We start from the raw sequence: 18,947 nt of genomic DNA on the forward strand, positions 1-18,947 counted from the left end.
CGGTATCAAAACAGGCGGCACTGACGTTTCCCTGACTAGGGTGGCGGATCATGGAACACGTCTTCGTGGTGACCGGCGCCTCCCGCGGGATCGGGGCGGCGACCGCCTCCCTGGCAGCCGACGCGGGATACCGCGTGGTCAGGGCCTCGCGCTCGGCCGAGGAGTCCGTCGGGGACCGCGGGTGGGACGCCCGCTGCGACGTGTCCTCCTGGGACTCGGTGCAGGACCTCATGGCGCGGGTGGAGTCCCGCTGGGGCCGCATCGACGTGGTCTTCGCGAACGCGGGGATCTCGGTGGACACGTCGTTCGTCTCCTCCGCCGGAGCGACGCCCGCGCAGTGGGGCGACATGGTCCTCACCAACGTGTGCGGGCCCGCCTACACGGCCCGCGCCGCCATGCCCGCGTTGTTGCGCTCCGGCGGCCACCTGGTGATGACCGGGTCCGCGGCCGGGCGCGGCGTCCGGCCGGGAAACCTCTACTCCGCCACGAAGTGGGCCGTCACCGGGCTGGCCCAGGCGATCAGGGCCGAGGCGGTCGGCACCGGCGTCAGGGTGACGGTCGTGCAGCCGGGCCTGGTGGACACCGAGGCGATCCCACCGTCACGTGTGGACGATCCGAAGCTGGCACCGGAGGACGTCGGCAGGGCCGTGCTCTACGCGGTGTCGCAGCCGTCCACAGTGGACGTCAACGAGATCCTGCTGCGTCCCACCGGCCAGGCGGCCCACCGCTGATCAGTCCACCGGTCAGGTGCCTGACGCGGGCCTTGACCGCGACGGCGGGGTCACCCGGCCCCGAGGAACTCGACCAGCAGCCGGTTGACCTCGTCCGGTCGCTCCAGGTACCCGACGTGCCCGCAGCCGGGGATCTCGGCGTAGCGCGCGCCGGGGATCGCGTCCGCCACCTCGCGCGACAGGCGGGGCGGCAGCACGAGGTCGTCCGCGAAGCCGATCACCAGCGACCGCACCGAGATGTCCCGGTACGCGTCCAGCCGGGTGTCGTACTCGCCCAGCGAGAGCTGGACGCGCTCGCCGGCGCTGAACGACGAGCCGGCGAACTCGTACATCTGCAACCAGTCGCGGGCGGCGAGCGGGTCCGCCAGCGTCGTCTGCGAGAGGTTCCGCACCACCGACGCCACCGCGTAGAACTCCGGCGGCACCTGCACACCCTTGTCGTGCAGTTCGCACAGTGCGCGTGACCAGGCCTGCTGCACCGGGTCGGGACGGCCGGCGGTCGCCATCATCACCGCGGAACGCACCAGCGAGGGGTGCGCCAGCGCGAGCTCCTGGGTGATCCGGGCGCCCAGCGACGTGCCGATCACGTGCGCGGGACCGCCCAGGTGGGAGATCAAGGCCGCCGTGTCGGCCACCATGTCGTCGAGCGTGAAGCCCTCGGCGCACTCGGACGACGGCTTGATGCCGCGGTTGTCGAAGTACGCGACCCGGTAGCCGGCCTTGACCAGCGCGGGCACCTGGTAGGAGCGCCAGACGCGGCCGGGACTGCCGGTGCCCATGACGAGCACGACGAGGTCACCCGACCCCTCGGTCTGGACGTTGAGCTCTATGCCGTTGAGCGGGACGAGGGCCATTCCGGAGATCTTAGAAGCGGCACAAGGGCCTGATCATGCCCGCGTGAGACGGATAACGCGCGCACAGGTCGTCGGCGTGCCCGAACGTCACGACGTCGTCGGTGTACGGCGGCACCACCACCGTGCCGACCAACGACCAGTCGCCGGCCGGTGCGCTGCCCTGCCACACGCCCGCCGGCACCACGACCTGCGGGTTCGACGCGCTCAGCACGGGCTCGGTCACCGCGCCGTCCGGGTGCAGGAGCAGCATCCGCAGCGGCGCGCCGGCGTGGAAGCTGTAGATCTCCAGGTGCTCCAGCACGTGCATGCCCGAGAAGTCCGGCGAACGCAGCAGGTACGCGATCGCGGACGCCTCCGCGGACCGGTGGGTCTGCGCGAAGTGGCCGCCCTCGACGGGCAGCTCCCGCATGCCGAGCGAGGTGATCAGATGTTCAGGGGTCATGTCATCTCCGGGAGCGGGGAACCGTGCACGACGACCTTGCCCTTGCCGAGCCGCTTCGCCGCGTACATCGCGGCGTCGGCGTCGCCCAGGACGTCGTCGGCGGTCACGGCCGAGTCGTACGAGAACCGTTGGGCCACACCGATGCTGGCGTGCACGTGGTGCACCCGGCCGCGGACCTCGTGCGGGTGGGCCAGTGCGGACAGCAGGCGCGCGCCGATCTCGTCGGCGTCGCCGCCGTCGACCAGCACGCCGAACTCGTCACCGCCGAGCCGTGCCACCGTGTCCTCCGGCCGGACGTTGTTCTTCAGCCGTGCGGCGACATTGCGCAGGACCATGTCGCCCTCGGCGTGCCCGTTGTTGTCGTTGATGGCCTTGAACCCGTCCACGTCGATGAACAGCAGGACCAACGGCCGCGTGCGGTCGCGGACCGCCAGCGCGCGTTCCAGCCGGTCCTGGAACAACGAACGGTTCGCGACGCCGGTCAACGGGTCGTGCGTCGCCTCGTGCCGTAGTTCTTCACGGGAGACGCGGAGCTGGTCCATCAGACGGATGTTGTCCATCATCGTCAGCAACTGGCGCACGATGACGAAGCACACGACCAGAATCCCGGCGTAGATCTCCACCGGGTTGAGGCGGCCGCCGGTCGCGGTGTTCCAGCCCACGAAGAGCCCGGTGATGGCGAGCGGCAGGTACGGCACGAGCAGGTGCAGCAGGTCGGCCGTGCGCATCCGTCCCGGCGTCGGTTCCACGTCCGACGTGGGCGCCAGGGCGCTGAGGAGGAAGAACGCCGGGCACAGCATGAAGCCGACGTCCGCGGCGGCCGGGATCGCCGTGATGCCCTGCGAGATGTAGAACGCGAACACCCAGCCCGACGACGACTGCGCGATGCCGGCCAGCGCCACGAACAGCATCGGCCACTGCCGCACGGCCTGATGCGTCCACGACATCACGACGATCGTCACGAGCAGCACGAGGTACGCGGCGGGATGCGCGACCACGGTGGCGAAACCGGCGCCTTCGGTGGCCCACGCGCGCGACAGCGACTCCAGCGCCGACACCCAGGTCAGCACGAACAGGGACCCGATCACGATCAGGCCGTCGAGCACGACGACCGCGCGGCTGCGGTAGTTCGGCAGCAGGTCGCCTGCGCGGCGCTGCTGCGCCTTCACGACCACCGCGGCCAGGCACAGGACCGGCACCAGGGTGAACCCGAGCGGCGCGATCGTCGAGGACGGCAGTTGCACGCCCATGACCTGCTGGCCCCAGATCCACGCGGACAGCCCGATGGTCAGGCTCGTCATCGCCGCCGTCATCCAGCGGTCCCGCAGGCGTGCGTACGCGACCAGCGCGGCGACGGCGAACGCGAGCTGCACGACCTTGTCGATCGCGACGCCCGTCTCCCGCGGCGCGGTGAGAGCGGTGGAGATGGCGACCGCCATGAAGGTGCCGACGCACCCCACGACGACCCAGAACCTCTTCACCGCGACTCCCGTGATCGAAACCCGGCCACCGTAGTGACGCCGGTGCGGACTTGTCGAACCGTGTCGGTGCAAGTCGCTCTCCGGTGCACCGGATATGGTTCGAACTGTTGTTCGTTCCGGTCGTGGGGAGCTGTTGTGCGGGTGTTCGGGGTCGACCCCGGTCTGACCAGGTGCGGCTTCGGCGTGGTCGACGGCGGGCCCGGACGGGTTGTGCGCGCCGTGGCGGTCGATGTCCTGCGCACGCCCGTTGACGCACCTTTGTCCGTGCGCTTGCACGAGCTGTACGTCGGTGTCTGCGAGTGGCTCGACCGGTACGAGCCCCAGGTCGTCGCCATCGAACGCGTCTTCGCGCAGCACAACGTCCGCACGGCGATGGGGGTCGCCCAGGCGTCGGGCGTGGTGGCGCTGGCGGCCGCGCAACGCGACCTGCCGGTCGAGTTCCACACGCCGTCCGAGGTGAAGGCCGCGGTCACGGGGTCGGGCCGCGCGGACAAGGCGCAGGTGACCGCCATGGTGACCAAGCTGCTCGGGCTGAAGGTGGCGCCGAAGCCGGCGGACGCGGCGGACGCGCTGGCGCTCGCGATCTGCCACCACTGGCGCGCACCGATGCGGTCGCGGCTGGAGGAGGCGCAGGCCCGCGCCGCGGAGCTCGCCAGGGTGCACAGGGCGAAGCTGGCCGAAGCGGCCAAGCGCGCCCACTAGTCTCGAAGCACGTCACGACCGGAGGAACCAGGTGATCTCGTCACTGCGCGGCCAGGTGCAGCACGTCGGCCTCGACCACGCCGTCGTCGAGGTGGGCGGCGTCGGGTTCGCCGTCCAGATGACCCCGGCCACGCTCGCCACCCTCCGCCGCGGCGAGGAGGCGAGCATCGCCACCACCCTCGTCGTGCGCGAGGACAGCCTCACCCTGTTCGGGTTCGCCGACGCCGAGGCCCGCGAGCTCTTCAGCCTGCTGCAGACGGTCAGCGGCATCGGTCCGCGCATCGCGCTGGCCACCCTCGCCGTCCTCGAACCGGACAAGCTCCGCCACGCGCTCGCCGAAGGCAACATCACGGTCCTCACGCAGGTGCCGGGCATCGGCAAGAAGGGCGCGGAACGGCTCATCATCGAGCTCCGCGACAAGGTCGGCACCCTCCCGACGCCCACGGCGCCCGCCCACAGCCAGACGCGCGACCACGTCGTCGAGGCGCTGCTCGGCCTCGGCTTCCCGGCCAAGTCCGCGGAGACCGTGGTCGACGGCGTGCTCGCCGACAACCCCGACCAGTCCACGCCCGCCGTGCTGCGCCGTGCGCTCGCGACCCTGGGGCGCAAGTGACCGAGGACGAGCTCAGCCCGTTCGCCGCGCCGGCCGAAGGCGACGTCGAGACCACCCTGCGCCCGCGCGACCTGGACGAGTTCGTCGGTCAGCAGCGCGTCCGCGAGCAGCTCGAACTGGTCCTGCACGGCGCCATGCGCCGCGGCAGCGCCCCGGACCACGTCCTGCTCAGCGGCCCGCCAGGGCTGGGCAAGACCAGCCTCGCGATGATCATCGCCAAGGAGCTCGGCAGCGCCATCCGCATCACCAGCGGCCCGGCGCTGGAGCGGGCGGGCGACCTGGCGGCGATGCTGTCGAACCTCGTCGAGGGCGACGTGCTGTTCATCGACGAGATCCACCGCATGGCCCGCCCCGCCGAGGAGATGCTGTACCTCGCGATGGAGGACTTCCGCGTCGACGTCGTCGTCGGCAAGGGCCCGGGGGCGACCAGCATCCCGCTCGACATCGCGCCGTTCACGCTGGTGGGGGCCACGACGAGGTCCGGGGCGCTGACCGGCCCGCTGCGCGACCGCTTCGGCTTCACCGCGCACATGGAGTTCTACAGCACCGACGAGCTCGACCTGATCGTCAAGCGCAGCGCCAAGATCCTCGGCGTCGACCTCGACGACGAGGGGGCCGTCGAGATCGCCGGCCGGTCCAGGGGCACGCCCCGCATCGCGAACCGCCTGCTGCGCCGCGTCCGCGACTTCGCCGAGGTCAGGGCCGACGGCCGGGTCACGGAGGAGATCGCGAAGCAGGCCCTCGAGGTCTACGACGTCGACCTGCTCGGCCTCGACCGGCTCGACCGCGCGGTGCTGACGGCCCTGGTCAAGAGCTTCAACGGCGGTCCGGTCGGGGTGTCCACCCTCGCGGTCGCGGTCGGTGAGGAACCGACCACCGTGGAAGAGGTGTGCGAACCGTATTTGGTGCGGGCTGGCATGCTGGCCAGGACACCGCGCGGCCGAGTGGCGACGCCCGCCGCGTGGCACCACCTGGGGCTCGAACCGCCCGCCGGTGATCAACTGTGGTGACCTGGCACAATCGGTGAAAGCACCTGGACATATCGGACGTGCGTCGAGGCATGTCCACTTGATCGGAGAATGATGGGCAACCTTTCGTCTTTGATGTTCCCGTTGCTGCTGGTGCTGCTGGCCGTGCCGCTGTTCCTCAGCGCGCGCAAGCAGAAGCGGGCGATGGCCGAGCAGCAGCAGCTGCAGAGCTCGCTCCAGCCGGGCGACAAGGTCATGACGACGTCCGGCCTGTACGGCACCGTCGCCGACGCGAGCCACGACACCACCATCGACATCGAGATCTCCGAGGGTGTCGTCACGCGGTGGCTGCGCGCCGCCATCCGGGAGAAGGTCGCCGAGACCGACGACGTCGTGATCGTGGCCGAGGAGGACGAGGCCGAGGTGACCACCCCGAAGGTCGCCGAGCCCTTGGACCACAACGCCAAGAAGTAACCGCATAGGCTCGTCATCCTGGAGTTGGCAACTGTGAAATCCGCCAACTCCAGGTAGTGACGCGCAGCTCACGCGGCGCGCGTTACGCTGCGCGCTCGGAAACCATCGCTACTAGGAGACGGACGGATCGTGGCACCTCCGGCCGGGCAAATTCGCCCCGCGAAGTATCTGGCGAGTTTTGTCCTCATCGTGGTCGCGCTTTACGCCCTGGTGTTCTTCACCGGGAACGGTTCGGCCAAACCCAAGCTCGGCATCGACCTCCAGGGCGGCACCATCGTCACGCTGACCGCGCGTCAGGAAGACGGTGCCCAGCCGAGCGAGGAGGCGCTGAACCGCGCACGTGACCTCATCGAGGTCCGCGTCAACGGTCTCGGTGTCTCCGGTGCCGAGGTCGTGCGCGACGGCAACAACCTGACGATCACCGTGCCCGGCGCCGACAGCGAAGGCGCGAAGGGCCTCGGCCAGACCGCCCGCCTCGCGTTCCGCAAGGTCATCGGCCAGCCGGTCCCGGCGGGCACGCCGACCCAGCAGCAGCCGTCGTCGAGCACCCCGCCGTCGGGCAGCGCGAGCACCCCGCCGTCCGCGCCGCCGAGCCAGAGCGCGGGCACCCCGTCGTCGAGCAGCGCTCCGCAGGGCCGCCCCGCCCCGAACCTGGCCGCGCAGCCGTCCAGCACGCCTCCGTCGAGCAGCACCGCGCCGCCGTCGTCGGCCGCGCCGTCCAGCACGCCGCCCGCGCCCTCCAACATCGACCCGAAGGTCGCGAAGGAGATCCAGGAGGCCAAGGCCACCCGGCAGAGCACGGACCCGCAGGTCCTCCAGCAGGCCGCGATCCTGCTCGACTGCTCGCAGCCCGACCCGCTGCGCGGCAACGACGACCTGGACAAGCCGCTGGTCACCTGCGACGAGAAGGGCGAGTTCAAGTACACGCTCGCCCCGGCCACGCAGCCCAAGGAAGACACCGAGACCAAGGCCGACGACTACACCAACTACACCCGCCTCACGGGTGAGGACATCAACAACGCCGCGGCCAACAACAACCCGAACGGCACCGGCTACGTCGTCAACCTCGACTTCAAGTCCGAGGGCGGCTCCAAGTGGGCCAAGTTCACGTCGGCCAACGTCCAGCAGGCCGTCGCGGTCGTGCTCGACGGCGAGGTCATGTCCGCGCCGACCATCCAGTCGGCGATCGAGGGCGGTTCGACCGAGATCAGCGGCAAGTTCACGCTGAAGGAAGCCCAGAACCTCGCGAACACCCTGAAGTACGGCGCGCTGCCGCTGTCCTTCGACGCCTCCGAGGCGCAGACGATCTCCCCGACGCTCGGCCTGCAGTCGCTCAAGGCGGGCCTGATCGCGGGCGGCATCGGCCTCGCGCTGGTCTTCGTCTACTGCATGTTCTACTACCGCCTGCTGGGCATCCTGACGATCCTGTCGCTCGGCCTGTCCGGTGTGATCGTCTACGGCGTGCTGGTGCTGCTGGGCCGCTGGATCGGGTTCACGCTCGACCTCGCCGGCATCGCCGGTTTCATCGTCGCCATCGGTATCACCGCCGACTCGTTCATCGTCTTCTTCGAACGCCTGAAGGACGAAGTGCGCGAGGGCCGCACGTTCCGCTCGGCCGTGCCGCGCGCGTGGGTCCGCTCGCGCCGCACGATCCTGTCGGCCGACGCGGTCTCCTTCATCGCCGCCGCCGTGCTGTACGTGATCGCGGTCGGCCAGGTGAAGGGCTTCGCGTTCACCCTGGGCATGTCGACGGTCCTCGACCTCGTGGTCGTGTTCCTCGTGACCCACCCGCTGGTCGCGATGGCGTCGAAGTCCAAGTTCCTGTCCAAACCCAACCTGTCCGGCCTGGGCGGGGCCACGCGCGAGGGTGCGGCTCACCGCGCCGCGACGACCGGCAAGACCGCTGCCGTGAAGGAGGCCTGACATGGGCAACGTGTTCACGCGCCTTTACGTGGGCAACGGCGCTTTCGACATCGTCGGCAAGCGCGTCCGCTGGTACATCACGTCCGCCATCATCCTGCTGGTCTGCATCGGCTCGATGGTGTTCAACGGCTTCAACCTGGGCATCGACTTCAAGGGCGGCACGAAGATCTCGCTGCCGTCGGTCTCCCAGTCGGGCCAGGCCATCTCCTCGACCGCCGTCGAGGACTCCTACGCCAAGGCCCTGCCCGGCAAGAAGCCGAACGCCGTGCAGGCCGTGGGCTCCGGCGCCAGCGCGACGATCCAGATCAAGTCGCCCGCGCTGAACGTCCAGGAGGTCGCGAGCCTCAAGGCGGCCCTCGCGCAGGACCTCACCCCGCAGGGCGGTCAGTCGGCGATCTCCGACAGCGCCGTCTCCGCGTCGTGGGGCGGTGAGATCAGCGGCAAGGCCCTGTGGGCGCTGTTCTGGTTCTTCATCGTCGTGACGGCGTTCCTGGCGTTCTACTTCGAATGGCGGATGGCCGTCGGCGCGCTCGTCGCCGTCTTCCACGACGTCATCATCACCGCGGGCGTGTACTCGCTCGTCGGCTTCGAGGTGACGCCGGCGACGGTGATCGGTCTGCTCACCATCCTCGGCTTCTCCCTGTACGACACGGTCGTCGTGTTCGACAAGGTCAAGGAGAACACCCGCGGCCTGCTGGGCCTGACCCGCCGCACCTACGCCGAGGCCGCGAACCTGGCGCTCAACCAGACCCTGATGCGCTCGATCAACACCTCGCTGATCGCGTTGCTGCCGGTCATCGGCCTGCTGGTCGTCGGCGTCGGCATCCTCGGCGTCGGCACGCTGCAGGACCTGGCGCTCGTCCAGCTCGTCGGCATGTTCATCGGCGCCCTGTCGTCGATCTTCATCGCCACCCCGGTGCTGGTCGACCTGAAGATGCGCGACCCGAAGTACATCGCGCAGGCCAAGCGCGTCGCGGCCCGCCGCGCCAAGGCCTCCTCCCCCCAGGCCGCCGGCGGCATCGAGTCGACCGACGACGAGGCGCTCGCCTCGGACCTGCGCAAGGAGGAGGCGCTCGCCGCCGCCGCGTCGGTGCCGCACCGCACCGCCAAGGCGGGCGACGTCCGCCGCCGCCCGACCGGAAAGCGCCACCGTTGAAACTGGATCGTGCTCTGGGGCTGATGCGTGAGGTCCCGGACTTCCCCCGGCAGGGGGTCGTCTTCCGGGACTTCACGCCGGTCCTCGCCGACCCGGACGCCCTGCGCGCCGTGGTCGACGCCCTCCAGGACAAGATCGACGACAGCACCCAGGTGATCGCCGCCATCGAGTCGCGCGGCTTCCTCCTGGGTGCCGCCCTGGGGTACGGCTGGCGCTACGGCGTCGTGCCGCTGCGCAAGCCGGGCAAGCTCCCGGTCGTCGCCGACTCGGAGTCCTACGACCTGGAGTACGGCTCCGCGTCGCTGGAGCTGCCGGCCGATGCCATCCAGCCCGGCCAGCGCGTCGTCGTGGTCGACGACGTCCTGGCCACCGGCGGCACGGCCGAGGCCGCGTGCACGCTGGTGGAGCGCGCCGGCGGCGTCGTGACCGGCGTGTCGGTCGTGATCGAGATCGCCGCGCTGGGCGGCCGCTCCCGCCTGGCCGGCCGGGAGGTCAGCGCGCTGCTCGCGCTCTAACGTTCACCGCACAGTTCACGCTCCACAGGACTTCGCGCCCCCGTGCCTCAGTGTCGAGGCACGGGGGCGCCTCCGTCTCACCGCGAATTCGCCTAGCGGTGCAGTCGTCGTGGTCTCCCTCGCATCCCCTCTGTACCGCAATCGCACCGTCCGGTGTGACGGTTCTGCCGCGCGCATCTCCGTCCACCGGATTCGAAGTGTGTTGTGAGGGGGAAGTCGGTCGTGACGTCCAAGGGAAGCCGGATAGGCCGGGCAGCGCTTTACGCCGCGTCGGGCGGTCTTCTGACGCTGGCGTTCGGTGCCCTGGGTGCGCAGGAGGCGGAGGCCGCGCCGAAGCCGTCGAGCGCCAAGAGCACCCGCGCCGCCGCACCGAAGGCGGCCAAGCCGAAACCGGCCAAGCCGAAACCGGCGGCGAAGAAGCCCGCCGCGAAGAAGCCCGCCGCGAAGGGCAACCCGAAGGCCGCGCCCGCGCCGAAGAAGGCCGCGCCGAAGAAGGCCGCGCCGAAGGCGGCAGGGAAGCCGAAGGCGGCAGGGAAGCCGAAGGCGGCACCGAAGAAGGCGGCACCGAAGAAGCAGGCAGCGGAGCCGAGGGCGGCTCTGAAGAAACCCGCACCGAAGCCCGCGCCCAGGCCACAGGCCGCGCCGAAGTCGGCGCCGAAGCCGAAGCCGGTGCCCAAGGCGGCGTCCAAGCCGACGCCTCCGAAGCAGGGCGTCAAGCAGCCGCCTTCGCGCACGCTGACCCCGAAACCAGGCCAGGCCAAGTCGCTGAAGCCCGCGCCGAAGCCCGTCGAAACGCGGAAGCCGACGCCCAAACCGGTGATGCGCTCCACGGCTCGGGTACCTGAGGCACCTCGCCCGAGGGTGGTGCAGAAGCCGACCGATCCTCGTGTCCGGCAGACGCCGATCAAGGCGCGTGACGCGGTGGCCACCAAGGTCCTGGCGAAGTCGGACCCGCGCAAGTCTTCAACCGGTGTCCCGCTGGCGCAGCGGTTGTCCTCGCTTGTGCCGCCTACGGCCACGAGTCGTGGTGCTGCCCCGTCTGCGCGATCGGGGCAAGCCAACAGCAGGCTGCCCGGCAACAGAACTACGCCTGCGGCGGTGGACAAGGAGCGGGAGCGTGTGCAGGCTCGTGCGCGGTTGTTGCGTGCGAATCCTGATGGTGCGCGTCGATCGGCTCCGGCGGTCGCGCCTGCTGCGCCTGCTGCGCCTGCTGCGCCTGCTGCGCCTGCTGCGCCTGCGGTGGTGGATAGGGAGCGGGAGCGTGTGCAGGCTCGTGCGCGGTTGTTGCGTGCCAACCCTGACAGCGCCCCATCAGCACGCCCACCGGCACCGGCACCGGCGACCGCGCGAGGAACCGCGCCCCCGACTTTCACCGCGGACGAACTGCGCGAAGAGCAGCAGCGCGTACAGGCTCGCGCGCGGTTGCAGCGTGCCAACCCTGATAGTGCTCCGCCTCCGCCGATGCTCCACCCGGACCCGAAGGTCCGCGAGCGCGCGCGGTTCGAACAGGGCCAGTTGGACTACATCGACAGCCAGCGGCCCAGCCAGCCGAGGGAGCGCCGCGACGCGCACATCGTGGAGTACCAGGGTGGCGGGGTCAGCAAGACGACCAACGTCAACACCGGCGCTGTCACCGTCAACGGTATCCCGGTGCACCGCGATGGGCCGCGTGAACCACAACTGATCGCCGCGCTGCAGGAGCAGCGGAAGAAATCGAATCTGCCCCCTGCCGGCGTGCCCGCTCCCGGTCTGCCGCAGCCACCCACAGCAGCGGACGTGGCTCGCAACACCACTCTCCACAGGGACCCGGACGGCGGTGGGAGGATCGTTCACAAGCTCCCCGACGGAACGACCAGGAACACCGACATCCGGACCGGAAAAGGCACTGTCGAGGACCCGAGGGACCACTTCGTCGGGAACGTGCTCGACGAGGCACGGGAAACCGTCACCGAAGGCCTGATGTCGATCCCTTCTGCCATCCAGGGGCTCGCCCAGGCGTCCCACGACGCCAGTGTGCTGGACGGGACCAGCCCTCTTTCTTCGGATGAAAAGGAGCGACGCGCGGCCGAGGAGCGCATGAAGCAACGCGGCGACGACGTCGCGCACGCGGTGCAGAATCCCGGCGAAGTGCTGAGCAATGTCGTCCGTCCTTACGTGGAGGACTTGAACAGCGACAAGCCGGAGCGTGCCCTCGGGCGGGCGGCGGTCGATGTCGGCAGCATGGTCGTCACGGGTGGTGTGAGCGCTGCCATCAAGGCGGCCAAAGCGGCTGAGGCGGTGACCGGAGGGCGGACACCCGAATCGAATCCCCCCGGTTCGAATCCCCCCGGTTCGAATCCCGATGCCGCCGCTCCACCGCAGAATCCCGACCCCGGTCCGCGGCAGCCCGGCAACGGAGGACCGGCGCCGGAAAGCTCATCTGGCAGCCCGGAGAGTCCCCCCGACGCCCACGGCCGGCAGAACCCGGCCGATCGTCCCGACAGCGCACCGCCGGCCGCTCCGGATGCGGCGAACACCCCCGGCTCCGGGAGAGACGCACCAGGGACGTCCTCCAGTTCACCGAACGAGCGAGACGGGCGACGTACCGGGGTGCTCCCGGCCCCGGTGACGCAACCAGCCGCCTCGTCCCGCGCCAACCGCAGCGACTCCACTGCGCGGCGCACAGGCGGAGACGACTCGACGTCCCGGCGGGACGTCGGCACGCCGTCCTCGCGGACGTCCCACGGCAGCGAATCCAGGCAGCGGCCGAGCGACCGCACGCCCGTAGCCGACACGAACGCCTCCCGGCGGGAGCGGGGCACGGCTGAAGCAGCGACCAGTGGACGGACATCCGGCGGACAGCTCACGGGCAGGTCCGGTTCGCGGTCCGAATCCGGCGAGTCCAGGGCGCAGCAAGCGCTGCCCCGCCGGTGGCGTGACTTCAACCGCCCGGGTGGTGGCGTCCGCGAACCCGCGATCCACCGCGCGAGCGTGGAGGCCGCGGTCGCGCGGCAGTTGCTGCGCCGTCAGTACCCTGGCGTTCCGCAGGTCAACGCCCGGAATTACTGGACCGGAAGTCCCTCCCACACGCAGAATTGCACCCGTTGTGTCGTGGCTGTCGAGCGAGCTCTGACCTACCGAGGGCTACCTGTCATCGCCGGTAAGACCTCGGGACCGCTCCCGATGAAGAAGGTCGCCGATCGGCTGGGCGGGCAGTGGAAGGCGACCGGTGGATACGATGACGTGATCAGGCAGATGCGATCCGCCGGCGAAGGAGCACGAGGGGTCGTCTACATCTCCCGGCCGGACAGAACCGCGCATGTCTTCAACGTCGTGCACGATCGGAACGGCATCGTTTTCCTGGACGGCCAGACCGGTCAGCTCGCCACGCTGGAGCCCAACGTCACCAGCGTGTACTTGCTGAGGTACAAGTGAAGGAGAGGCTTGTGGAAGTCACTCGAGCTGATGCCGTCGAGCGGGCACGCACCGCGTTGCAGGACCACTACGGGAAGGACCTGCACGATGACGAGCTGGGCACTGTCGTCGTGCAGGAGGAACTCGTCGAGGAATATCCGGCCGCGTGGTTGGTCCCTTTCGCTTCGGAACATTTCATCAGAACCGGTGACCTGAACTACGCCCTGGTGCCGAGTGTGCTTCTTGTGCCGAAGGACGGTTCGCCTGCCCATTACCCGCCCTCGGCCATTCCCGTCGTGGAATACCTGGAGAACGTCGCCTCCGGGCGCACTCAATGGTTGGGGTAACCCCTTGCGGGCGGTTGGGCGGCGCGTCCTCCGCGGGCGGCAGTCGCGCGGCACGCTGGTCCAGCGTCTCGCGGTACCCGGAGGAGGCAGCGGTTCGGCCGCCGTCGTTCAGCCCGTGACCGGCGCGATGAACCTGTGGGCGATCACCACGGTGATCGCCCACAGGAAGTAGAAGATCGGCAGCGCCAGCAGGACCAGGCGCCACGCCTTCATGCTGTCGTGCGCGACCCGCATCAGGGCGACCGACGTGCCCAGCCACGGCACGACGCCGATCATCAGCGTGTGCGCCGCGTTGTCGTTCGGCAGGTTGACGAGGACGATCGCGGCGTACCAGATGCCGGCGAAGGCCAGGCACTGCCAGTACGGCCGGTGGACGTGCGCGTGCTGCTGCATCGAGACCGATTGTCTCAGGCCGGCGCGGGCGCGACGAACGCGGCGCCGACGCTCACGAAGACCAGCGTGACCAGGGACGCCGGCGCCGTCACCACCGCGATCTCCCACAGCTTCGGCGCCCGTGCCCGGCGCAGCAGCAGCCAGCTCGCGGCCGTCGCGAAGACCCAGCCCACCGACGAGCCGATGATCGACCTCTGGTCGATGTGGCCGGGGTCGTCGAGGGCCAGGTACGCCATCGTCCCCAGCCACACGAACGTCATCGCGGCACACCAGAGAAGTGTTCTCACCTCCGTGATTCTCCCAGGCATGAGCCGGAACGTGATTCCGCGGTCTTCGTGTTTCTTTGTGGTGTGACGAGAGAGATGTGCACTAACGAACCCTATGGCAGCCGGGCCGGTCGTTCACCCGAACGTGTCTGCTCTGACGTGCGGTTATGCCGTGATCTTGCGGTAATGTCGAACGCGTGATCGAGTCTGAGTTCGCTTTCCCGAGAATGCGTTCGGCCCCGCCGATCGGTCGTCTGTTTTTCACCCTGATGAGCTGGTTCATGGAGGAGGGTCAATGTCTACGGTCGGACGAATGACAGCGATCACCTCCACCGCCTACAGCCGTGACCTCGGCGACGAACTGCGCCGGTTGCGGGAGAAGTTCACCGGGCTCACCGGGTTCGCCTTCGCCGAGCAGCTCGGGTGGGACCCGAGCAAGGTCTCCAACATCGAGAACGGCAAGGCGCGGGCGAGCGAGATCGACCTGGTGCAGTACCTCATGGCGTGTGGCCGGGACAGCGTCTTCTTCGAGGCCTTCCGGGACCGGTACCGGTACGCCTTCGACCCGTACGTGGTCGTGGTGCCGGACAACCTGCGCACCCTCGCCCTGGCGGAGGCCAAAGCCGCGAAGATCACGAGTTTCGACGGGCTGACCGTTCCGGGTCTCGTTCAGACCGAAGAGTACGCACGAGCGCTGCTGACCGAGGGTGGCAACGAGGAAGCGGAGGACATCGAGAAGTTCGTTCGGCTGCGCATGGACCGGCAGGCGGTCATGAGGCGGCCAAGCAGGCCTGAATGTACCTTCTACGTGCACGAACTCGCGCTGAGGATGCGGGTGGGCGACGCCCGGATCATGGAGGAGCAGTACCTGCGCCTGCTCTTCGACACCCACGTTCTGCGCATCGTGCCCATGTCGGCCGGTGTCGCCATCGCGACGCGATCTGCCCGGAGGCTTTTCAGCTTCGAGAAGATGATTCCGGTCGCCTACAGCGAGACCGACGTGGCTCAGGTGTTCGCGCACGACGGCAGAGCGATCGCGGGCAGCCGGGAGTTCTTCAAGTGGCTGGATGCCCGAGCGTTGGATGAGGGACAATCGCGGAGCATGTTGGCGGACTACGCCAGCGGACTTCGAGAGGACCTCCATGACGCTCGACCGGAGCTGGCGTAAGAGCACCCACAGCGGCAGCACGGACAGCGGCTCGTGTGTCGAGGTGTCGCTCGCCCAGGACGCCCTCGTGCGTGACTCGAAGGCCACTCGCGGTGACGTCGTGGTGTTCTCGCGCTCCGCCTGGCGGGCGTTCGTGGCGAGCGTCGCCTGATCGGCTCAGCGCAAGTTCAGGGGGCGTTCACCGTGTGAGCTGTGCCGCTCAGCGCGCCACCGGACGTTTCGTCAGCGTGAACGCGTTATCCTCGGTACTCGCGAGACCCGAGGAGCGTGGGGTTGAGTCAAGACACCGAACCCGCTGCGACGGCTGTTCAACCGTCGGCTACCCGGCGTGTGCGCGCCCGCCTCGCGCGGCGCATCACCGCCCAACGTGCGGCCCCGGTGAAGCAGGTCCTCGAACCTCTCGCCGCCGTGCACCGTGATCTCCATCCCAAGGCCGATCTGGCGCTTCTGCAGCACGCTTACGACGTCGCCGAGGAGAAGCACCGCCCGCAGCGCCGCAAGTCCGGCGACCCGTACATCACCCACCCGCTCGCCGTGGCGACCATCCTCGCCGAGCTGGGCATGGACACCACGACGCTGGTGGCCGCGCTGCTGCACGACACCGTGGAAGACACCGACTACTCGCTTGGCCAGCTCAAGGAGGACTTCGGCGAGGAGGTCGCCCGGCTGGTCGACGGCGTGACGAAGCTCGACAAGGTCAAGCTGGGGGCAGCGGCCGAGGCCGAGACCATCCGCAAGATGGTCATCGCGATGGCGAAGGACCCGCGGGTCCTGGTCATCAAGCTGGCCGACCGGCTGCACAACATGCGCACCATGCGGTTCCTGCCGCCGGAGAAGCAGGCCCGCAAGGCCCGCGAGACGCTCGAGGTCCTGGCGCCGCTCGCCCACCGGCTGGGCATGGCGACCGTCAAGTGGGAGCTCGAGGACCTCGCGTTCGCGATCCTGCAGCCGAAGAAGTACGACGAGATCGTCCGCCTGGTCGCGAAGCGCGCGCCGAGTCGCGACACGTACCTGCGGACCGTCGTCCAGGAGCTGAACGGCCAGCTCGAGGCCGCGCGGATCGTCGCGAAGGTCGAGGGCCGGCCGAAGCACTACTACTCGATCAACCAGAAGATGATCGTCCGCGGCCGGGAGTTCGACGACATCCACGACCTCGTGGGTGTGCGGATCCTGGTGGACGAGGTGCGCGACTGCTACGCGGCGATGGGTGTCGTGCACGCGGCCTGGCAGCCGATGCCGGGCCGGTTCAAGGACTACATCGCGCAGCCGCGGTTCGGTGTGTACCAGTCGCTGCACACGACCGTGATCGGCCCGGACGGCAAGCCCCTCGAGGTGCAGATCCGCACCCACGAGATGCACCAGCGGGCCGAGTACGGCATCGCGGCGCACTGGCGCTACAAGGAGACCAAGGGCACGCACAACGGCAAGTCCGTCGAGATCGACGAGATGGCGTGGATGCGCCAGCTCCTCGACTGGCAGCGGGAAGCCGCGGACCCCGGCGAGTTCCTCGAAGGGCTGCGCTGGGACCTCGCCGCGCGCGAGATCTTCGTGTTCACCCCCAAGGGGGACGTGCAGACGCTGCCGACGGGTTCCACGCCCGTCGACTTCGCCTACGCCGTGCACACCGAGGTCGGTCACCGCTGCATCGGCGCCCGCGTGAACGGTCGCCTGGTCGCTCTCGAGCGCAAGCTCGAGAACGGCGAGGTCGTCGAGATCTTCACCTCCAAGGCGGAGGGCGCGGGCCCGTCCCGCGACTGGCTGAGCTTCGTCGCGTCACCGCGCGCCAAGGCGAAGATCAAGCAGTGGTTCGCCAAGGAGCGCAAGGAAGAGGCGATCGAGCAGGGCAAGGACGCGATCACCAAGGAGGTCCGCCGCGTCGGGCTGCCGATCCAGCGCCTGGTCAGTGTCGACTCGATGCAGGCCCTCGCGAAGGAACTGCACTACCCGGACATGAGCGCGCTGTACGCGGCGGTCGGCGAGGGGCACACCTCAGCCCGCCACGTCGTGCAACGGCTCGTCGCGCAGCTCGGCGGCGTCGAGCACGCCGAGGAGGAGCTGGCCGACCGCGCCACCCCGTCCACGGTCACCCGGCGCCGCCCCACCGGCGACGCGGGCGTGATCGTCAAGGACGCGGGCGACGTGTGGGTGAAGCTCGCCCGCTGCTGCACCCCGGTGCCGGGCGACGACATCCTGGGCTTCGTGACGCGCGGCGGCGGCGTGTCCGTGCACCGCACCGACTGCACGAACGCGGACGAGCTGCTGAAGTCGCCGGAACGCCTCCTCGACGTCGAGTGGGCGCCGTCGGCCTCCAGCGTCTTCCTGGTCGCCATCCAGGTAGAGGCGCTCGACCGGCACCGGCTGCTCTCGGACGTCACGAAGGTGCTGGCCGACGAGCGCGTGAACATCCTGTCGGCGTCGGTCACGACGTCGCGCGACAGGGTGGCCGTCAGCCGGTTCTCGTTCGAGATGGGCGACCCGAAGCACCTCGGCCACGTCCTGAAGGCCGTGCGCAGCGTGGAGGGCGTCTACGACGTCTACCGCGTGACGTCGGCTTCCTGATCGAAGGTGAAAGGCCCCCGGATTCACTCCGGGGGCCTTTCGCGTGGGGACCTGGTCTGCCGGCCGCTCTAGTTCGCGACCGCCGCCGACTTGATGTCGACCGGGGTCTTCGGCTTGCCGTCGCCCTGGCCGGGGGTCTGCGAGATCGTGCCGGTCTTCGCGACCTCGTCGATCTTCTTCAGCGACTCCTCGTCGACCGTGCCGAAGATCGTGTACTTGGCCTGCAGGTTCGAGCCGTCGCCGTAGACGATGAAGAACTGCGAGCCGTTCGTGTCCGGGCCCGAGTTCGCCATGGCGAGCACGCCGCGGCCGTAGGTGAGCTCCGGGTAGACCTCGTCCTTGAACGAGTAGCCGGGGCCGCCCATGCCGTTGCCGCCGGGGTCGCCGCACTGCAGGACCTGGATGCCGGTCACCACGAGGCGGTGGCAGGTGGTGTTGTCGAAGTACTTCTGCTTCGCCAGGTTCACGAAGTTGTTCACGGTGCACGGCGCGAGCGAGCGGTCCAGGGTGAACTTCAGGTCGCCGATCGAGGTGCCGAGCGTGACGCCGACGGTGCCGGTGGCGGGCTGCTCGCCGTTCGCGGGCGGCGTGTTCTCCTTGGCCGCCGGCTCCTGGCCCTTGGTGTACTCACAGTTCACCTTCTCCGGCAGCGCGGTGGCGCGCTTCGGGATCTGGTGCGGCGCGCTCGGGATGTTCTCGGCCTTGTCGACCGCTTCCTGCTGCGGTGTCTCCGAGGCCGAGGCGTCACCGTTGCCGAAGACGTCCTGAGTCGCGAGGAACCACACACCACCTCCAACGAGCGCAACAACGACGACCGTCGACACGACGGCGATAAGACGACGCTTCTTGGCCCGCTGCTGGCGGTAGACCATCTGACGCTCAAGCTTGCGCTTGGCTGCCGCGCGTCGCTGCTCGTTGGTGGGCACGTGCTCCCTCCCCAGGGACTCATGCGAATAGGGCGG

Annotated in this window: 20 protein-coding genes; 13 read left to right on the plus strand and 7 right to left on the minus strand. The window is 69.3% G+C overall.

The features are described 5' to 3' along the window. The first annotated feature begins 47 nt into the window (after window positions 1-47). Complete coding sequence (locus BMW88_RS23390; protein ID WP_089953844.1) at window positions 48-731, plus strand: SDR family oxidoreductase; 684 nt, start codon at window positions 48-50, stop codon at window positions 729-731. Window positions 732-781: 50 nt separating this feature from the next. On the opposite strand, the gene BMW88_RS23395 is transcribed toward BMW88_RS23390, so the two are convergent. The 3 genes from BMW88_RS23395 to BMW88_RS23405 are packed head-to-tail and all read right to left on the minus strand — an operon-like array spanning window position 782 to window position 3,508. Continuing rightward, window positions 782-1,585, minus strand: a complete 804-nt coding sequence (locus BMW88_RS23395; RefSeq protein ID WP_089953846.1) for an alpha/beta fold hydrolase — start codon at window positions 1,583-1,585, stop codon at window positions 782-784. A gap of 10 nt (window positions 1,586-1,595) precedes the next feature. Then, window positions 1,596-2,027, minus strand: a complete 432-nt coding sequence (locus tag BMW88_RS23400; protein WP_089953847.1) for a cupin domain-containing protein — start codon at window positions 2,025-2,027, stop codon at window positions 1,596-1,598. Then, window positions 2,024-3,508, minus strand: coding sequence for a GGDEF domain-containing protein (locus BMW88_RS23405; protein WP_245778000.1), 1,485 nt, complete (start codon window positions 3,506-3,508; stop codon window positions 2,024-2,026). The genes BMW88_RS23400 and BMW88_RS23405 overlap by 4 nt, the downstream gene beginning before the upstream one ends. Before the next feature lie 135 nt (window positions 3,509-3,643). Here BMW88_RS23405 and ruvC point away from each other — a divergent pair, with 135 nt between their 5' ends. The 7 genes from ruvC to BMW88_RS23440 all read left to right on the plus strand — a co-directional run bounded on the left by ruvC (window position 3,644) and on the right by BMW88_RS23440 (window position 9,859). Further along, the gene (gene ruvC, locus BMW88_RS23410) at window positions 3,644-4,210 is read left to right on the plus strand and encodes a crossover junction endodeoxyribonuclease RuvC (protein WP_089953849.1); all 567 of its coding nucleotides are present in this window, start codon (window positions 3,644-3,646) and stop codon (window positions 4,208-4,210) included. Between the two features lie 31 nt (window positions 4,211-4,241). Then, window positions 4,242-4,823, plus strand: a complete 582-nt coding sequence (gene ruvA / locus BMW88_RS23415; RefSeq protein ID WP_089953850.1) for a Holliday junction branch migration protein RuvA — start codon at window positions 4,242-4,244, stop codon at window positions 4,821-4,823. After that, window positions 4,820-5,833, plus strand: a complete 1,014-nt coding sequence (ruvB, locus tag BMW88_RS23420) for a Holliday junction branch migration DNA helicase RuvB (RefSeq protein ID WP_089953852.1) — start codon at window positions 4,820-4,822, stop codon at window positions 5,831-5,833. Before ruvA ends, ruvB begins: the two co-directional genes overlap by 4 nt. A 93-nt stretch (window positions 5,834-5,926) precedes the next feature. Next, the gene (gene yajC, locus BMW88_RS23425) at window positions 5,927-6,265 is read left to right on the plus strand and encodes a preprotein translocase subunit YajC (protein WP_089953854.1); all 339 of its coding nucleotides are present in this window, start codon (window positions 5,927-5,929) and stop codon (window positions 6,263-6,265) included. Window positions 6,266-6,394: 129 nt separating this feature from the next. Beyond that, the gene (gene secD / locus BMW88_RS23430; RefSeq protein ID WP_089953856.1) at window positions 6,395-8,188 is read left to right on the plus strand and encodes a protein translocase subunit SecD; all 1,794 of its coding nucleotides are present in this window, start codon (window positions 6,395-6,397) and stop codon (window positions 8,186-8,188) included. Between the two features lies 1 nt (window position 8,189). After that, entirely contained in the window at window positions 8,190-9,344 is a 1,155-nt protein-coding gene (gene secF / locus BMW88_RS23435; protein ID WP_089953857.1) for a protein translocase subunit SecF, read from the plus strand. Between the two features lie 23 nt (window positions 9,345-9,367). Next, entirely contained in the window at window positions 9,368-9,859 is a 492-nt protein-coding gene (locus tag BMW88_RS23440) for an adenine phosphoribosyltransferase (protein WP_089953859.1), read from the plus strand. A gap of 260 nt (window positions 9,860-10,119) precedes the next feature. On the opposite strand, the gene BMW88_RS23445 is transcribed toward BMW88_RS23440, so the two are convergent. Next, entirely contained in the window at window positions 10,120-10,689 is a 570-nt protein-coding gene (locus BMW88_RS23445) for a hypothetical protein (RefSeq protein WP_143116207.1), read from the minus strand. Between the two features lie 631 nt (window positions 10,690-11,320). Here BMW88_RS23445 and BMW88_RS43445 point away from each other — a divergent pair. Both BMW88_RS43445 and BMW88_RS23455 read left to right on the plus strand, forming a co-directional pair. After that, window positions 11,321-13,273 (plus strand): toxin glutamine deamidase domain-containing protein, encoded by a 1,953-nt coding sequence (locus BMW88_RS43445; protein ID WP_143116209.1) that lies wholly within the window; start codon window positions 11,321-11,323, stop codon window positions 13,271-13,273. A gap of 11 nt (window positions 13,274-13,284) precedes the next feature. After that, the gene (locus BMW88_RS23455; protein WP_177221259.1) at window positions 13,285-13,599 is read left to right on the plus strand and encodes a YrhB domain-containing protein; all 315 of its coding nucleotides are present in this window, start codon (window positions 13,285-13,287) and stop codon (window positions 13,597-13,599) included. A gap of 108 nt (window positions 13,600-13,707) precedes the next feature. On the opposite strand, the gene BMW88_RS23460 is transcribed toward BMW88_RS23455, so the two are convergent. Further along, the gene (locus BMW88_RS23460) at window positions 13,708-13,992 is read right to left on the minus strand and encodes a hypothetical protein (RefSeq protein WP_089953863.1); all 285 of its coding nucleotides are present in this window, start codon (window positions 13,990-13,992) and stop codon (window positions 13,708-13,710) included. Window positions 13,993-14,006: 14 nt separating this feature from the next. Beyond that, the gene (locus tag BMW88_RS23465) at window positions 14,007-14,279 is read right to left on the minus strand and encodes a hypothetical protein (RefSeq protein ID WP_143116210.1); all 273 of its coding nucleotides are present in this window, start codon (window positions 14,277-14,279) and stop codon (window positions 14,007-14,009) included. Window positions 14,280-14,571: 292 nt separating this feature from the next. On the opposite strand from BMW88_RS23465, the gene BMW88_RS23470 reads away from it, so the two are divergent. The 3 genes from BMW88_RS23470 (at window position 14,572) to BMW88_RS23480 (ending at window position 17,985) form a co-directional block, all read left to right on the plus strand. Then, entirely contained in the window at window positions 14,572-15,426 is an 855-nt protein-coding gene (locus tag BMW88_RS23470) for a helix-turn-helix domain-containing protein (RefSeq protein ID WP_177221260.1), read from the plus strand. Further along, complete coding sequence (locus BMW88_RS23475; protein ID WP_089953868.1) at window positions 15,401-15,577, plus strand: DUF397 domain-containing protein; 177 nt, start codon at window positions 15,401-15,403, stop codon at window positions 15,575-15,577. Before BMW88_RS23470 ends, BMW88_RS23475 begins: the two co-directional genes overlap by 26 nt. A 122-nt stretch (window positions 15,578-15,699) precedes the next feature. Beyond that, window positions 15,700-17,985 carry a RelA/SpoT family protein gene (locus BMW88_RS23480; RefSeq protein ID WP_089953870.1) on the plus strand — a complete coding sequence of 762 codons (2,286 nt, stop codon included), beginning with the start codon at window positions 15,700-15,702 and terminating at the stop codon, window positions 17,983-17,985. 68 nt (window positions 17,986-18,053) lie between these two features. On the opposite strand, the gene BMW88_RS23485 is transcribed toward BMW88_RS23480, so the two are convergent. Further along, window positions 18,054-18,911, minus strand: a complete 858-nt coding sequence (locus BMW88_RS23485; RefSeq protein WP_089953871.1) for a peptidylprolyl isomerase — start codon at window positions 18,909-18,911, stop codon at window positions 18,054-18,056. Window positions 18,912-18,947: the final 36 nt, after the last annotated feature.

Source organism: Lentzea xinjiangensis (assembly GCF_900110955.1).
In the GTDB taxonomy this organism is placed as follows: domain Bacteria; phylum Actinomycetota; class Actinomycetes; order Mycobacteriales; family Pseudonocardiaceae; genus Lentzea; species Lentzea xinjiangensis.

What these genes read in the sequence shown, in the direction of transcription:
- BMW88_RS23395 (WP_089953846.1), bottom strand. Translation starts at nt 1,585, where the DNA reads ATGGCCCTCGTCCCGCTCAACGGCATAGAGCTCAACGTCCAGACCGAG.
- BMW88_RS23400 (WP_089953847.1), bottom strand. Translation starts at nt 2,027, where the DNA reads ATGACCCCTGAACATCTGATCACCTCGCTCGGCATGCGGGAGCTGCCC.
- yajC (WP_089953854.1), top strand. Translation starts at nt 5,927, where the DNA reads ATGTTCCCGTTGCTGCTGGTGCTGCTGGCCGTGCCGCTGTTCCTCAGC.
- secF (WP_089953857.1), top strand. Translation starts at nt 8,190, where the DNA reads ATGGGCAACGTGTTCACGCGCCTTTACGTGGGCAACGGCGCTTTCGAC.
- BMW88_RS23440 (WP_089953859.1), top strand. Translation starts at nt 9,368, where the DNA reads ATGCGTGAGGTCCCGGACTTCCCCCGGCAGGGGGTCGTCTTCCGGGAC.
- BMW88_RS43445 (WP_143116209.1), top strand. Translation starts at nt 11,321, where the DNA reads ATGCTCCACCCGGACCCGAAGGTCCGCGAGCGCGCGCGGTTCGAACAG.
- BMW88_RS23460 (WP_089953863.1), bottom strand. Translation starts at nt 13,992, where the DNA reads ATGCAGCAGCACGCGCACGTCCACCGGCCGTACTGGCAGTGCCTGGCC.
- BMW88_RS23470 (WP_177221260.1), top strand. Translation starts at nt 14,572, where the DNA reads ATGACAGCGATCACCTCCACCGCCTACAGCCGTGACCTCGGCGACGAA.
- BMW88_RS23475 (WP_089953868.1), top strand. Translation starts at nt 15,401, where the DNA reads ATGACGCTCGACCGGAGCTGGCGTAAGAGCACCCACAGCGGCAGCACG.